Origin of the sequence: Streptomyces ortus (assembly GCF_026341275.1) — a bacterium.
Taxonomy (GTDB): Bacteria; Actinomycetota; Actinomycetes; order Streptomycetales; family Streptomycetaceae; genus Streptomyces; species Streptomyces ortus.
Genome location: NZ_JAIFZO010000002.1, coordinates 3,362,611 through 3,378,017, shown reverse-complemented (window position 1 = coordinate 3,378,017; position 15,407 = coordinate 3,362,611). Strand labels below are relative to the sequence as shown.

Sequence of the window (15,407 nt, the reverse complement as noted above, 5' to 3'; positions counted from 1 at the left end):
TCACCAACGCGGGCGCGGTCTTCGGCGCCACCCGCAAGATCGCGGTCACGGTCTCGGCGATCATCGGCCCGCTGCACGACCCGCTGCGCCTGGCCGAGGACATCGCCGTGCTCGACCTCCTCAGCGGCGGCCGGCTCGTCACGGTCGCGGGCATCGGCTACCGGCCCGAGGAGTACGCCCTCTTCGACGTCGACTACAAGCGCCGCGGCGCCCTCCAGGACGAGTTGCTGGAGACCCTGCTGAAGGCATGGACCGGCGAGGACTTCGAGTACCGCGGCCGTACGGTACGGGTCACTCCGCGGCCCTTCTCGGAGCCGCACCCCCTCCTGCTGGTGGGCGGCTCCTCGAAGGCGGCGGCCCGGCGCGCGGCGCGGCTCGGTCTGCCGTTCTTCCCCAGCGCGCACCTGCCGGAGATCGAGGCGTACTACAAGGAGCGGCTCGTCGAGTACGGCACCGAGGGCTGGACCATGATGCCCGCGGCCGTGACCCCGCTGCTGCACCTCGCCGAGGACCCGGACCGCGCCTGGGCCGAGCACGGCCGGCACTTTCTGCACGAGGCCAGGACGTACGCCTCCTGGCAGTCCTCCGACATCCGCTCGGCGGTGAAGTCCGCGGCCACGACGGTGGAGGAGCTGCGTGCCGAGGGCGTCTACCGGATCGTGACACCGGAGGAGTGCCTGGCGCTGGGCCTCGACAGCTACGTACTGCATCCGCTGTCCGGCGGGATGTCCGTCGACGAGGGGTGGCGCAGCATGCACCTGTTCTGCGAAAACGTGCTGCCCCGGCTCAAGGCCCTGTAGGCCACGGAACCGGGGCGGCACACCCTCTTATGTGTACGGGGGGAGGGGCGGCGGGGGTTTGAGCCCCTCCCCCCGGGCCGGTGGGGCGGTGTCGGCCCGACGGGCCCACGGGCCGGCCCTGGTTAGCCCATTTCTTCCAGGGTCTTGCCCTTGGTCTCCTTGACGAACTTGAGGACGAAGGGGATGGAGAGCGCGGCGAAGACCGTGTAGATCACGTAGGTCGCGGACAGGTTCCAGTCGGCCAGCGACGGGAAGCTCGCGGTGATGGCCCAGTTGGCGATCCACTGCGCGGCGGCGGCCACGCCCAGGGCGGCGGCGCGGAGCTTGTTGGGGAACATCTCGCCGAGGAAGACCCACACCACCACACCCCACGACAGGGCGAAGAAGAGGACGAAGACGTGGGCGGCGATGAGCGCGACCCAGCCCTGGGTGGCGGGCAGTTTGCCGTCGACGAGGTCGTAGGAGAAGGCCCAGGCCTCCAGGCCGAGGCCGATGACCATGCCGACCGAGCCGATGAGGGCCAGCGGGCGGCGGCCGATCCGGTCGACGAAGATCATGGCGATCACGGTGCCGACGATGTTGATGATCGACGTGGTGAAGGAGTACAGGAAGGAGTCGGTCGGGTCCACGCCCACCGACTGCCACAGCGTGGAGGAGTAGTAGAACGCCACGTTGATACCGACGAACTGCTGGAACACCGAGAGCCCGATACCGATCCACACGATCGGCTTGAAGAAGAAGCTGCCGCCCAGCAGGTCCCGGAAGTTCGACTTGTGCTCGCTGCGCATGGCCTGCTCGATCTCGGCGACACGGGCGTCGAGGTCGATGTGGTCGCCCTCGACCTCGCGCAGCACCTCACGGGCGCGCGCGTCGCGGCCCGCGGAGATCAAGAAGCGCGGGGACTCGGGGATGGCGAAGGACAGCAGGCCGTACAGGACGGCCGGGATGACCATCACCCCGAGCATGACCTGCCAGGCCTCCAGGCCCATCACGTTGCCGCGCTGGTCGCCGTCGGCCGCGTTGAGGATGCCCCAGTTGACGAGCTGCGAGATGGCGATGCCGATCACGATCGCGGCCTGCTGGAAGGAGCCGAGCCGGCCGCGGTAGGCGGCCGGGGAGACCTCGGCGATGTAGGCCGGGCCGATGACCGAGGCCATACCGATCGCGAACCCGCCGATCACCCGCCAGAACGCCAGGTCGTACAGGGCGAAGGGCAGGGCGGAACCGACCGCGCTGACGGTGAACAGCACCGCCGAGATCTGCATGCAGCGGATCCGGCCGATCCGGTCCGCGATCCGGCCCGCGGTCGCCGCGCCGATCGCACAGCCGATCAGGGCGATGGCGATGACCTGGGCCAGGGCAGCGGAACCGACCTCGTACCGGTCACGGATGGCCTCGACCGCACCGTTGATCACGGCACTGTCGTAGCCGAAGAGGAATCCACCCATCGCGGCAGCCGCCGCGATGAAGATGACATGCCCCAGATGCTCGGGGTGAGCCGCTCGGGCTCCGGACTTGGGTGACTGCGGCGCTGTGCTGGTCACGTGTAACTCCTCGGGCCACCGGCCTCACTGCCGGGGGTGGGGGCGAGCCCTTCCGGACGGTGTCTCCAGTGGCGCACACGTTTACGCCACCCACCACCTGAAGGTAAAAGCAACGAAGCAGAGACTATGCCTTCAAGTTTCGAAGTCAACAGGGGGTCCGGTATGGACTTGGCGACGAGAAACCACTCAATGTGACGGAGTAGTGTTCAAGACTTGAAGAGATAAGGACTGCGTAGCTACGAATACCCCGTAAGCGGCGCGGGGAACGCCGCAACCGCCACGGGTCGCGTACGGCTGCTCCCGGGCGGGCGGGACGACGGATACCGCCGTTCGGGCGAGGGTCAGCGCAGTCGCTGGCTGATGACCTTCGACACTCCGTCGCCCTGCATGGAGACGCCGTACAGCGCGTCGGCGACCTCCATCGTCCGCTTCTGGTGCGTGATGACGATCAGCTGCGAGGCCTCCTGCAGCTCCCGCATGATCCCGATCAGCCGCTGCAGATTGGTGTCGTCGAGCGCCGCCTCGACCTCGTCCATCACGTAGAACGGGCTGGGGCGGGCCTTGAAGATCGACACGAGCATCGCGACGGCGGTCAGCGACCGCTCGCCGCCGGAGAGCAGCGAGAGCCGCTTGACCTTCTTGCCCGGCGGCCTCGCCTCGACGTCGACGCCCGTGGTGAGCATGTTGTCGGGATCGGTCAGGATCAGCCGTCCGTCGCCGCCCGGGAACAGCCGCCCGAAGACCCCTTCGAACTCCCGTGCCGTGTCCCGGAACGCCTCGGTGAAGACCTGCTCGACCCGCTCGTCGACCTCCTTCACCACCTGGAGAAGATCGATACGCGTCTTCTTCAGGTCCTCCAGCTGCTCGCTGAGGAACTTGTGGCGTTCCTCCAACGCGGCGAACTCCTCCAGCGCGAGCGGGTTGACCTTCCCGAGCTGCTGGTAGGCCCGCTCGGCCGCCTTGAGCCGCTTCTCCTGCTCGGACCGGTGGAAGGGGCGGGGCTGGTTGCGCGGATGCTCCGGGTCGTCCGGCAGCTCCTCGCCCTCGGCGGGCAGGGAGGGCGGGACGAGCTGGGTGGGCCCGAAGTCCGCGACCAGGCCCGCCGGTTCGACGCCCAGCTCCTCCAGCGCCTTCGCCTCCAACTGCTCGATCCGCAGCCGCTTCTCGGCCCCGAGCACCTCGCCGCGGTGCACCGAGTCCGTGAGCTTGTCCAGCTCGGCCTTGAGGTCGCGGCCCTGGCTGCGGGCGCCGACGAGGTCCTGCTCACGGCGCGCCTTGGCGCTCTCCGCGGCTGTGCGCTCCTCGTCAGCCCGGCCGAGGGAGACCTCGACGTGGGCGAGGAGCTGCCGTGCGCCGGAGGCGACCGCCCCGGCGACCGCGGCCTCGTGCCGCAGGCGCGCCCGGCGCTGTTCGGCCCGGGCCCGTGCCTCGCGTTCGGTGCGCGCGGCCCGGTCGAGCGAGTCGGCCCGCCCGGCGAGCCCCTTGACCCGCTCCTCGTGCGTACGCACCTGGAGCCGGGCCTCCATCTCGGTCTGCCGCGCGTTGGCACCGTCGGCCGCGAGCCGGTCCCGTACGGAGGTGTCGGGTTCCTCCTCGACCGGCATCTCCTCGGCGACGACGAGCCGTTCGGCCAGCTCCTCCGCCTCCTCCACGGCCCGGTCGAGCGCTTCCTGCGCACGTGCCGCCGCGGCGGTGCTCCGCTCGGCCTCACCCACGGCACCCCGCGCCTGCCCGGCCAGCCGGCCGAGCTGCTGGGCGACCTGGGACCTCTCCCGCTCCCCCGCGCGCCGCCGCTCGCCCAACTCCTCCACGCGCGCGCTTCGTTCCTTGCGCAGCTCGGTGGCGCGGTGCTGTGCGGCGCTCAGCTCCTCGCACAGCACGGCGAGCTCCGCCAGCTCCGTCGTGGCCTCGTCCACCGACGCCTGCACTTCGAGCAGACTGGGCGCCCCGGCGGAACCGCCCTGCGCGAAGTGCGCCCCGAGCAGATCCCCCTCGGCGGTCACGGCGGTCAGCTCGGGCCGCGCGTAGACGAGATCCTCGGCGTCCTCCAGGGTGTCCACCACGACGATCCCCCGCAGCAGCCGCCGCACGGCGGGCATCAACTCGGCCGACGCCCGCACAAGATCGGCCGCGAACGGCGCCCCACCGGGAGGGGCCGGGGTGTGCCCGTCCCCGGCACGGGCGGGGTCGCCGAGGCGGGCGGGGTCGCCGGGGCGGGCCACGACATGCCCGCCACCTCCGCCGTCGGCACCGGCCGGGGCGCCGGAACCGGCTGGGTCGCCGGAACCGGTTGGGTCGCCAGGACCGCCAGGACCGGTAGAACCGACGGACCCAACGGACCCAACAAGACCACTGGACCCGGCGGAGCCCGGACCCGCGAGGTGCCGGTCCTGCCCGTCGGTCGTCAGGCCCTGACGGCCGGTCGTCGGGTCCTCCCCGTCGGCCGTCGGCCCCTGCCCGCCGGTTGTCGGGTCCTCCCCGCCGGTCGTCGGGGCCTGGCCGCCGGTCGTCGGGTTCTCCCCGCCGGCCGTCGGCCCCTGCCCGCCGGTCGTCGGGGAGACCCCGTCGGTCGTGGGAGCCCCCGGCCCCGACGTGGGCGTCGGCTCCGGGGCACCCGCCAGCAGCAGCGCCGCGCGGCCCGCGTCCTGTTTGCGGAGCAGGCGGATCGCTTCGGCGGCCGAGGCGGGCGTGGTCACCGCGATCGCGTCCGCCGCCGCGCCGAAGGCCGCCGCCAGCGCGACCTCGTGGCCCGGGGCGACCGTGAGCAGTTCGGCGGCGGGGCCGAGCAGACCCGCCAGCCGGTCCTTCGCCGCGAGCAGCGCCCCCGTACCGTCCTTGCGGCGCAGGCCGAGCGCGAGCGCGTCACGCCGTGCCTGCGTGGCCGCGCGCCCGCGCTCGGCGGAGGTGGCCGCCTCACGCGCCGCGGTCAGCGCGGACTCGGCGTCGGCGAGGGCCCTTCTGGCCGCCTCGTGCCGCGCGGCGAGTTCCTCGTCACCCGCGTCCAGCCCGTCGACCTCCGCCTTGAGCTGCTCGTACTCCTCCTGGGCGGCGACCGCGCGGTCCTGCGCCCCGTCGCGGGCAGCGGCGAGCCGGTCGATCTCGGACTGGGCGGAGGCGGCCCGCGAACGGGCCGCGTTGACCTGACCGCTCAGCCGGGCCAGCCCCTCGCGGCGGTCGGCGATGGCCCGGGCCACGTCCTTCAGGCGCCGCTCCTCCACCGCCAGTTCACGCTCCAGGTCGGCCCGGTGGGCGACCGTGTCCTCCAGGGCGTACTCGGCCGCTTCCAGGGCCGCTTCGAGCTCGGCCTCCTGCTCACGTACCCGCGCGGCCTCGCGCTCCATGTCCTCGGGGTCGCGTCCGCGCCGCTCCTCCGGCGGCTGGGCGGTGGCGCTCGTCACCCGGGCGTCCGCCAGCGAGACCGTGCCGCGCACCCGCTCGGCCAGCTGCGACAGCTCGTACCAGGTCTGCTGGGCGCGCTGCAGCCGCGGCGCGAGCCGCCGCACCTCGTCCTCCAGCACCGCCTCGCGCTGGAGGGCCTTCCGCAACTCGGCCTCGGCGGCCTCCTTGCGCTCCTTGAGCGCGGCCTCGTCGGCGACCTCGGCCTGCAGCGCCCCCCGCAGCCGTACGAGATCGTCGGCGAGCAGCCTCAGCCGGGCGTCCCGCAGGTCGGCCTGGATGACGGCGGCCCGGCGGGCGACGGCGGCCTGCCGGCCGAGGGGCTTCAACTGCCGCCGCAGTTCGTCCGTGAGGTCCTGCACACGCGCGAGGTTGGCCTGCATCGCGTCCAGCTTCCGCAGCGCCTTCTCCTTGCGCTTGCGGTGCTTGAGGACGCCCGCGGCCTCCTCGATGAAGGCACGGCGGCCCATCGGATCGGCGTGCAGGACGGAGTCGAGCTGGCCCTGCCCGACGATGACGTGCATCTCACGGCCGATACCGGAGTCGGACAACAGCTCCTGGATGTCCAGCAGTCGACACGTGTCGCCGTTGATCTGGTACTCGCTGCCGCCGTTGCGGAACATGATCCGCGTGATGGTGACCTCGGCGTACTCGATGGGCAGCGCACCGTCGGAGTTGTCGATCGTCAGCGAGACCTCCGCGCGGCCCAGCGGGGGCCGCCCGGTGGTGCCGGCGAAGATGACGTCCTCCATCTTGCCGCCGCGCAGCGACTTGGCGCCCTGCTCCCCCATGACCCAGCTGAGTGCGTCCACGACATTGGACTTGCCGGAGCCGTTGGGCCCCACGACGCAGGTGATACCCGGCTCGAACCGCAGCGTGGTGGCCGAGGCGAACGATTTGAACCCGCGCAGGGTCAGAGCCTTGAGGTGCACGCAGCCGGACTTTACCTTCCGGGTCGGACGTTTTGGTCGGTCTCACTCCGCGAACGCGCGGTTTCGCCCATGAACGCGCAGGGCACATCAGACGTTGAAGAGGGTGAACAGCGTGCGACGACCGACGGAGCATCCGGGGGCAAGAAAGAAGGGACGCCGAAGCGTCCCTTGCAACTCTGTTAGCGGCTGACACAGGCAGCCTGTTCACTGGTGGTGGTGAGGGTGCTCTTCAGCGATCAGGTGAGCGCAGGCTCCGCCTGGGGTACGTCGATGCTTTCGAGAAGCGAGTCGTGAGAAGCGGCAGCCGCGAGCGCGTCGTTCTCGGCCTGGATTCGTCCGAGCTCGGATTCCAGGTCCTGGACGCGCTGCTGGAGCCGTCGCATCTCGGCAATGAGTCGCGGGTCGGAGCCGCCGACGTAACCGAGAAGCGCCTTTGCCATGATGGATGGTCCTCCACACTGAGTGACCGACCGAAGCGGTGTGGGTCGTGAGGGAATCGCACCCGCGATGCTTGGCGATCTTGTGTTTCTACTGCCGCTCTTACATGCCAAACAGCTGAGGTGCGCGGGGACTTTCAGCGTCTCACCAAAAAGTTTGACGGTCAACACGATCACGCCCCGTATTGGCGGGCAACCCTCGCCGCGCGGCCGGAGAACGGCGGCGCGGCCCTGGCGGCGGGGCCCGTGGGGCGTGGAGATCATCCTTGTCGGCGGAGCCTGCCACGACCGGTGCTTTCCTGGCAACCACCTGGTGCTTTCTCTCAGGGACGGGTACCCCGCGCACGCCCCGCACTCACCTCGGAGAGGGCCGCGACCGTCGCCGCGGAGTGGATCTCATCGGATGGCGAAGCCGTCGTAGCCGCCCCGGGGCGTGTCCCAGATCTCAGTGACTCCGTCGACCCTGCCCGGCGTGTCGTCTCCCATGAGCCACTCCAGCAACCCCTGACACCCCTCCCGGGGGCCCTCCGCGACCACCTGGACCCGTCCGTCCTCCAGATTGAGAGCAAAACCACTCAGGCCGCCGATCTCCAGGGCCCTGGCTCGCGTGTACCAGCGGAAACCCACGCCCTGCACGCGCCCGCGTACCCAGACGACCAGCCTCGTATGCTCACTCATGGCTGCACGCTAACGGGCTAATTGCTCTCGGAGCACTTCCTCCTCTTGCACCATGGGGTACCGTCCCGACCCAATGAGCCTCACTCGTTCGGGTGAGGAACGTTGATCGCACGCATGAGGGAAGGCCACGAGATGGGACGCCACCGACGCTCCGCCGCCGGCCGCGCCGCCACCAGCCGCGCCACCGGGGTCACAGATACGTACGAGACGTACACGAGCGGCCACGCGACGGACGACGTGAGCCACTTCGCCGGCCTGGGCGACTACCCGAGCCTGGGCGACTACGCCACCGCGGGTGACCACCGCACCGCCGGGGACTATCTGACCGGCGGCCCCTACTCGACCGCGGGCATGTACGACTCGCCGGGCGGCATTCACGAGACGGGCGACCTGTACACGAAGAGCGACGCCTACCTCTTCACCGGGGACGAGCCCGCCGGTCACGCGCCGGGCGACTACGCCCCCGACCGCGGGGCCCGCCGAGGGGGTCAGCGCCGCCGCAGGAAGGCCGCGACGCCCGTACGCACCGGTCTGCTCGGTGTCTCGGCCGCCGTCGCGATGGGTGCCGTCGCCGTCGCCTCCGGGGTGATACCGGGCAGCGACTCCCTCTCGATCGGTGGCGGCGGTGCGGACAAGGTCCGCGCCCAGGACACCCCGACCGACGTCGAGACGCAGGGCGGCACGAGCGGCTCCGCGGACGACCGCGTGGACCCGGGCACCAGCCGTGACCTTGAGCGTTCCCCCTCCTCCCCGTCGGTCTCGCCGACGAAGGCTCCGGAGAAGGCCGCGAAGAAGCCCTCCGCCAAGCCGTCGACGAAGGCTCCGGCCGCCGAGGAGTCGAAGACGGAGAAGCCCGCCACGAGGACTCCGGCGACGAAGGCCCCCGAGACGACCCCGTCGAAGGCCGCTTCCACCCCGTCCACGGCCGAGGCCGCGGTCCTCTCGCTGGTCAACGAGGAGCGGGCCAAGGCGGGCTGCAGCCCGGTGACCGCGTCCAGCTCGCTGGCCGCGCTGGCCGAGTCCTTCAGCAAGGACATGGCCGCCCGGGAGTTCTTCGACCACACGGACCCGGACGGGGCCTCCCCCTGGGACCGGGCGGAGGAGCTCGGCATAGCGAACCTCGGCGGCGAGAACATCGCCCGCGGCCAGGCCGACGCCGACGCCGTGATGGAGGCCTGGATGAACAGCCCCGGCCACCGCGCGAACATCCTGAACTGCGACTTCAAGACCCTGGGCGTCGGCGCGCACTTCGCGTCGGGCGGCCCCTGGTGGACGCAGGACTTCGGGTACTGAGATAGTCGCAGGTCAGACGCCTAGCTTGCGCCCTGGGCCGTCTCCGGGCCGTCGTCCGCAGGATCATCGTCAGTGAAGACGTGATCAACGGCTGCCCGAGTGCGCGTCTCGCTCGACGGCATCAGGTGCGTGTACGTCCGCAGCGTGAAGCCCGGGTCATGGTGCCCGAGGTACTCGCTCAGAGCCTTGATGCTCTCCCCCGCGTCTAGGAGCACCGAGGCGTAGAAGTGCCTCAGTGCGTGCATGCCGTTGTCCCGCCCACTCTGGATATCTACGGCCCGCAGGGCTGGCCTCCACACGCGATCGTTGAAGCGATTCCGGTCGAGCGCCAGGCCCATGGAGCCAGTGAAGAGGAGCGACGCGGTGGCCGGCGGGCCGTCGAGCGTCTTCCAAGGCAGGGTGACCACCGTGGCGGGGTGCCTTTTCAGGTGGCCAGCCAGTGCGAAGGCGACGGACTCGGGCAGAGGAACGTCGCGCTCCTTGCCGCCCTTCGGCGGGGCGAACACCGCGCGGTGACGTTGCAGCAACTTGACCTGTCGGACGATGTGCACCACGCCGCCGAGGAAGTCCACATCTTCCACCGCCAGCCCGAACGCCTCACCCTGTCGTAGCCCGAGACCGGCCGCGACGTTCACGAGGGCCTGGTAGCGCTCCGGCAGCGCGGCGCGAACGGCCTTGACTTGCCCGGCAGTCCAGGGCTTGACCTTGCGAGGTTCGAGCCGAGGCGCCCGCACCGATCGAGCGCTACAGGGATTCAGGCGGATGATCCGGTCCTCTACTGCCGCAGTGAAGACCGTCGAGACGTGCGCGAAGATCCCCCGCCGGTAACCCGCCGACAACCCTCGATCTTCCAGCGTCCGCAGCCACAGACGGAGGTGCGACGGGGTGAACGAGCCCAGCGGCCGAGTACCCAGGTACGGAATCGCGTGGAGCCGGAGACGGCTCTCGACGGACTCTCGCGTCAACGGGTCAGTGATCTGTGTGGTCATCCACTCTGTGGCGTACTGCTCAAACGTGATCTTGCCCGCGTCCGGGTCGACGTAGTCGCCGCGCGACATGTCCGCCTCGACGTTGGTCAGCCACTGCTCAGCCTTGCGCTTCTGCTTGTCGGGGAAGCTCTTGGACTTCTCGGAGCCGTCCGGACCGACGTACCGGGCGCGGTACCGCAAGCCGACGCCGAAGCGGTCGGTCTTGACCTTGACCGGCTTGCCGCCCGGACCGTCCTCGGTCTTGTACCAGCGGTCTTGGATGTGTCCGGCCATCAGGCGGCCCTTTCCATGAGGGACTGGACCCAGACGCGTACGTCCTCGGGATCGAAACGGAGGTGTCGGCCGACACGGAAGCCCTGCGGGCCGGTGCCCTTTCGGCGCCACTGGTAGACCGTCTCGACAGGGACTCCGAGGAGATCCGCGAGGTCGACCGGGCTCAGGTAGCGAGCGGGCAAGGGTCGTTTCACGCCCAGACCTCCCAGTCATCTAGGTCGGGCATGTCGGCCATGGCGTCGCGTGCGATCTCGCGGTTCAGCCGGATGTCTTGGGCAATGGAGGCAGCAAGCCAGGACTCGCCGGGAGTGTGGCCCTGTCCGGCGTAGGTCCAGTGGGCAAGCACCAGCATGGAGCCCTCCGAGTCGTCAAGGTCCTCGGACAGGCCCCGCTCCCGACGTTCCTGGCGGGCGCGGTAGTCGGCCCGCACCTGGCGCAGCGCGCCCAGGGTGGTGGAGTAGCGGCGGCTCTTGGTCGAGAAGTGCCCGCGGAAGCCGAGCATGTGAGCCCAGCGCGCGAGCATCCGGTCCGGGTAGGCGTCGTCCAGGTCCCAGCACGCTTCGATCAGCCGTCGCGTGTGCGCGGGCAGCGGCAGCCGGTCGAGTTCGGCCAGCTCTCCGATCCGGCGGTCGACGGTGCCCGTGGTCTCCGCTGCCTTCGTGGCGTACTTGGCGACGTAGGAGGCAACGGCCTGTTCCGTCAGCTCCTCCTGGCCGAGCGCGCCGATCGGCTGCACATCCACTTGCGAGCCCCACCGCAGCGTGCGCTCGGGGAAGTTCCCGGCGGCCGGCACCGGCACGGACACCCGTGCGGCAGCAGCGCGAATCGCGTCGTCCAGGAGTGCGACCGTGGCCCAGGCCGGGGGCTGGGAGTCGGGCCCGTCCGGTCCGTCCAGGCGCACCACGGCGTGGAAGTGCACGGCGCCGCGCTTCTGGAACTCCGCGACCTTGCCGAAGGAGACCCGGCACACCTCCGTCATAGCCGACTGGGTCAGGCCTGCGTGAGCGGCGACCTCCCGGCGCATGTAGATCGTGAACCGGCGCCACAGATCCCCGGCGTAGTTGTTGAACAGCACCGCGCCCGCGTAGTCGTAGCGGTCCGGGGCCAGCGCCGTACCGAGCACGGGGTCATCGTCATCGTGGGAGCTCCCGCAGCGGCAGCGCCCGGAGTCCGGCCGGTTGTGCACGGGCCCGAACGAGGGCGCGGTGAGGGTGGCAAAGACCCGGGGGTGATCCCGCACGACCGACGAGACACCCTTGTTCACGTCACCCGTGATCCCAGCCCGGATCAGGTGATAGGTGTCCCCGGCGTACGTCCAGGCGCAGGACGGGCAGCGCGAGGCACGGCGGTTGCCGCACGCGACGCGGAGCGTGCCACCCGGCTCGTGCTCGGTGCTGTAGGAGTACAGGACATCGCCGGTCGCGCGGTCGTGAGTGACAGTCTGGCCCTGAAGCCGGATCGGGTGGGCGCAGCCGCCGGTACGGCGCACCTGCTCTTGCCAGCGGTCGAAGCCCGGGGAATTGGCGACCCGAAGCAGGTCGGCCAGGGTCAACGGGTCGGTACCTACAGAGGCCGCGACACCAGCCACGGCCTCAGGGGCGACGGGGAAGACCGTCACGCGGCACCACCGCTCTGGCACACCCAGCACGGGACGTAGCCCTCCTCGTACCAACCGGAGAACTCGTCGATGACCTTGTTGACCCAGAGCTTCCCGGCGTCATCACACTTCGGGCACGGACCGTCGACCACGACCGGAAGGTTCCGCGCAGCCGGGGCGACCCCAACCAGCGAGATGGACAGCGAGGCCGCCTCTTCCGCGACCCCAAGGCGCCGCACAGAAGGGAACCGCACCTTGTGACGGCGGTCGATCTCCGGGGTGGTCATGTCGCGCATCCACAGCTTGCGGTGACCGGCCAAGCGGGAAGCGCGCTGCCGGATCTCTTCACGGCCGAGCCGAGCCATACCCTGAGAGATCCAGTTCAGGACCGAAGCGTCATCGCCCCGGCGGTAGCGGTACCGAGTCGGCATGTCCGAGGCGTAGAGCGCGACCACGCGTTCCATGCCTGAGAGATCTTCGGTCAAGACGACGGGCGCGATATGCGGAGCAACCAACGTTGCAGGCATGATGGAGCTTCCCTCCGTGGGACGAAGGGGGCGGCGAAACTGCTTGGCGGTAGGTGCGTCGCCCCCGGCGAAAGACATGTACTGATTCCCACCCTGTTAGAGCAGCAGGCTCAGCTCTATAGTGTTCTAGAGCACCTCCACCGTCAAGGGGTGTTCTGAAGTGCTTTAGAACAGGAGTGAGATCATGTCTGGACCAACGTCCGCCCTACCGCCCTACCGGCGCATTGCCGCGCAGATCAAAGGGCAGATCGAGCGTGGCGAGCTGGATCCGGGCGACCGCATCCCATCTGTCCGCGACATCGTCCGCGACGAGGGTGTCTCCGTTGCCACGGCAACGCGCGTAGCGGGAGTTTTGCGGGCAGAAGGGTATGCAGAGACCATCCAGGGGATTGGGACGGTGGCGCGTATGCCCAGCAAGATCACAACTGGACCGGACCGGCTTCAGCTCCAGCGGACTACCGGGACCGGCTTCCGGCCAGGCGAACGGGTCGAGATCGTGAGTGCTGACGTGGTGCCAGCGGACGCAGAGGTGGCCGACGCCCTTGGAGTCGATGAAGGCGTCCCCGTAGTCCAGCGACGCCGACGGTACCTAGACGAAGATGGAGTGATCGCACTCTCGACGTCATGGCTGCCGGGGGAGTTGGGAGAGGCTGCCCCGGAACTCACGTCTACAGGCCCGTTGCCAAAGATGACCTTTGGTCTGATCGAAGATCGGACGGGGCGCCGAGCGGTCAAGCGACGTGACGTCGTGGCCATTCGTGCCGTGCCTGAAGACCTGGCGCCGCTCCTTGATCTCGAAGCGGGAAGCTTGGCCCTGACCATGGCCAACACCTACTGGGACCAGTACGGGCAAGTCACTGAGTTTGCTCGCGACTTCATGGGCCCGGACCGCGAGCTTGCTGCTGACTACGATCTTGAGTAGCCGAGCTGTGCCCGCGCAATAGCGGTAGCCAGTTACGGGTTTCTCTACCTCATCAAGCCCCACCCTGCGGGTGGGGAGAGGGCCCGCCCCTTCGCTGCACGCAGCATCCGGCAGACCTCAGCCGTGGCGCACGATGAGATGACAGAGCACCACAGCACCACCATGGAAGCACTCAGCTCCCACACGCTCCACCGACCACAACGGGAGCACCACAGCCCCTCGGCACATGGTCCCCGGCACACGGGACCAGGGCGGGGGGCTCTTGCCTTCGGCATCCGGTCGCGCTGGCCTCCCGGCTTCCCAGTCGCCGCTTACGGGTCTCACACCCTCCACCGGCCCGCACTGCGGGCCGGCGCAGGGCTCGGGGGCTCGGGGCTTCGCTCCTGCCTTCGGCCCGCGCGCCCCGGCCCCCGGCCCCGCGCCACCCAAGGTTGCCCCGGGGTGGCCCCGTTGCACGCGCTGGCACACCAGGGCCGATGCACCGGAACGATCCTGATTCCCCACCCATCCACGAGCACCAGGCCACACCTTGGGCGGGCACTGCCACATGTCCGGCACGCATTGATCCGCAACAGGCCCAACCGACGCTTTGAGATCAAAAAGCAGGTACGCCACGGCTGCGGTCTGCCGGATGCTGCGGGCAGCGAAGGGGCGGGATCGCACGGGGCTGGGGCGGTCGCTCCGAGACTTTAAGGTCTGCTGATCTGCGGGGCCCCTCCGAGAGCAAGAAAGGGGGCCGAGAGCCTACTTCGTACGGTGAGGGCAACTAGCCCTCTCCATTGGGTCAAGTGTAATGGCCCCCTTTCATGCTCTCGCCCCGCAGATCACCAGACCTCAAACTCTCTCCCCCGACCTGTGGGCGACAGCAGGAGAGATCGGGCATGGCCACACCGCCCGGCGTCAGGACAGACTCATCCAGGTGACACCATCTGACGTCCGTCACTCACATCAACAGCCACGGACCGAGGCAGACAGCAGCAACCCAGTACGACCATCGCCACAGGCCAGTGACCTGCATTACCTACGCCTTCGCCACTGCTACGAGAATGCCGCGTTCACAGGCAGCTCACGCTCTTCGGTGACAGATCCGACGCGGGGCACGGAAATCCAAATTTCACGGTAAACCGAGGTCCACATTATAGACTGTCGCGAGAATGCCTAAAGTCAGAGGAGACCATTTGCTTGCCGGCCCGCTCTTCCCGCTCCTCCGAGAGGCGAGAGAAGCGGTCCCAGAATTTCTCGCCAGCAACATTCTTAGCCCACTCAGGAACGAGGTCCTCTGCGGCCGAAAGGGTCAAGAGTGAGGCACCATACAGACGACACGCCCGTCGAATATGCTCATCCCGCTTGCGAACACTCTCTCCGTCGTTCGCATCCTCCCGAAAGAGTCGCTGCGCCGCCGTCAGCTCAATCCGAGCCTGCGTGAGCTGATGCCGAAGAATATAGACCTCATTAATGAAGAGGAGGTCAATATCTCGACTGGAGAGCAATTCACTTAGCGTCTCCAGGTTGCTTCCATTGCCGCCAAGAACAAAGGACACAATCTTTTTATCAACTTGTTTTACGTTGCGCAAATACTTCTCGTCCCCCTGAAGGCGACTACGAAGTATATTCATGTCGGGAATCAGCGAGGCCGCAACATTCCTGCGCACTCGACGACGTTGCGTAACACCCTCAAATACTGGAACTAGCGCGGCGAGAAATAGAAGGAAAGTGGCAATGACCAGACCCCAAGTGGCCATCACGAGTTGATCTTCCATTGATCCCCCGAAACCGATTAAAGGCAGCACTTGCTGGAATGCTACTGCTTCCTGGGTCGGTTTGCAGCGGGAATGCCCAGGAAGTTGCCGCCCTACATCCCCCTAGGTCACGGATGGCTGCCGTCGCCGAACCTGGGGGCGAAGGGGGTCGGGCAGTGGTGATTCCCGGGCCGCCTCTGGGCCGTGCGAGGGTGCTCAACGACGACCAACGCTGACAACCACCGACAGCTAAGTCGCAGGTCGCAGCGTTGATCGATTA

At 68.8% G+C, this 15,407-nt stretch carries 12 protein-coding genes; 3 read left to right on the top strand and 9 right to left on the bottom strand.

The window, feature by feature from the left end:
• Positions 1-800: LLM class flavin-dependent oxidoreductase (locus K3769_RS18170; RefSeq protein ID WP_267027456.1), on the top strand; the 800-nt coding region annotated here is incomplete at its 5' end.
• Between the two features lie 122 nt (positions 801-922).
• Here the strand turns inward: K3769_RS18170 and K3769_RS18165 are convergent.
• The 4 genes from K3769_RS18165 to K3769_RS18150 all read right to left on the bottom strand — a co-directional run bounded on the left by K3769_RS18165 (position 923) and on the right by K3769_RS18150 (position 7,787).
• A complete protein-coding gene (locus tag K3769_RS18165) occupies positions 923-2,344 on the bottom strand; it encodes a sugar porter family MFS transporter (RefSeq protein ID WP_267027455.1) in 1,422 nt (473 codons plus the stop codon).
• A 341-nt stretch (positions 2,345-2,685) separates the two neighbouring features.
• Positions 2,686-6,672 carry an AAA family ATPase gene (locus K3769_RS18160; protein ID WP_267027454.1) on the bottom strand — a complete coding sequence of 1,329 codons (3,987 nt, stop codon included), beginning with the start codon at positions 6,670-6,672 and terminating at the stop codon, positions 2,686-2,688.
• A gap of 236 nt (positions 6,673-6,908) precedes the next feature.
• Complete coding sequence (locus K3769_RS18155) at positions 6,909-7,112, bottom strand: hypothetical protein (RefSeq protein ID WP_107021972.1); 204 nt, start codon at positions 7,110-7,112, stop codon at positions 6,909-6,911.
• A gap of 393 nt (positions 7,113-7,505) precedes the next feature.
• Positions 7,506-7,787, bottom strand: coding sequence for an acylphosphatase (locus tag K3769_RS18150; protein ID WP_267027453.1), 282 nt, complete (start codon positions 7,785-7,787; stop codon positions 7,506-7,508).
• A gap of 132 nt (positions 7,788-7,919) precedes the next feature.
• Between K3769_RS18150 and K3769_RS18145 the strand changes: the two genes are divergently transcribed.
• Entirely contained in the window at positions 7,920-9,080 is a 1,161-nt protein-coding gene (locus tag K3769_RS18145; RefSeq protein ID WP_267027452.1) for a CAP domain-containing protein, read from the top strand.
• Between the two features lie 20 nt (positions 9,081-9,100).
• Here K3769_RS18145 and K3769_RS18140 read toward each other — a convergent pair whose 3' ends face one another.
• The 4 genes from K3769_RS18140 to K3769_RS18125 are packed head-to-tail and all read right to left on the bottom strand — an operon-like array spanning position 9,101 to position 12,466.
• Positions 9,101-10,342 carry a tyrosine-type recombinase/integrase gene (locus K3769_RS18140; protein ID WP_267027451.1) on the bottom strand — a complete coding sequence of 414 codons (1,242 nt, stop codon included), beginning with the start codon at positions 10,340-10,342 and terminating at the stop codon, positions 9,101-9,103.
• Positions 10,342-10,536 carry a helix-turn-helix domain-containing protein gene (locus tag K3769_RS18135; protein ID WP_267027450.1) on the bottom strand — a complete coding sequence of 65 codons (195 nt, stop codon included), beginning with the start codon at positions 10,534-10,536 and terminating at the stop codon, positions 10,342-10,344. Before K3769_RS18135 ends, K3769_RS18140 begins: the two co-directional genes overlap by 1 nt.
• Complete coding sequence (gene repSA / locus K3769_RS18130; RefSeq protein WP_267031429.1) at positions 10,533-11,930, bottom strand: replication initiator protein RepSA; 1,398 nt, start codon at positions 11,928-11,930, stop codon at positions 10,533-10,535. The genes K3769_RS18135 and repSA overlap by 4 nt, the downstream gene beginning before the upstream one ends.
• 26 nt (positions 11,931-11,956) lie before the next feature.
• Complete coding sequence (locus K3769_RS18125) at positions 11,957-12,466, bottom strand: hypothetical protein (protein WP_267027449.1); 510 nt, start codon at positions 12,464-12,466, stop codon at positions 11,957-11,959.
• Between the two features lie 184 nt (positions 12,467-12,650).
• On the opposite strand from K3769_RS18125, the gene K3769_RS18120 reads away from it, so the two are divergent.
• A complete protein-coding gene (locus K3769_RS18120; RefSeq protein WP_267027448.1) occupies positions 12,651-13,388 on the top strand; it encodes a GntR family transcriptional regulator in 738 nt (245 codons plus the stop codon).
• A 1,136-nt stretch (positions 13,389-14,524) separates the two neighbouring features.
• On the opposite strand, the gene K3769_RS18115 is transcribed toward K3769_RS18120, so the two are convergent.
• Complete coding sequence (locus tag K3769_RS18115) at positions 14,525-15,148, bottom strand: hypothetical protein (protein ID WP_267027447.1); 624 nt, start codon at positions 15,146-15,148, stop codon at positions 14,525-14,527.
• Positions 15,149-15,407 lie beyond the last annotated feature (259 nt).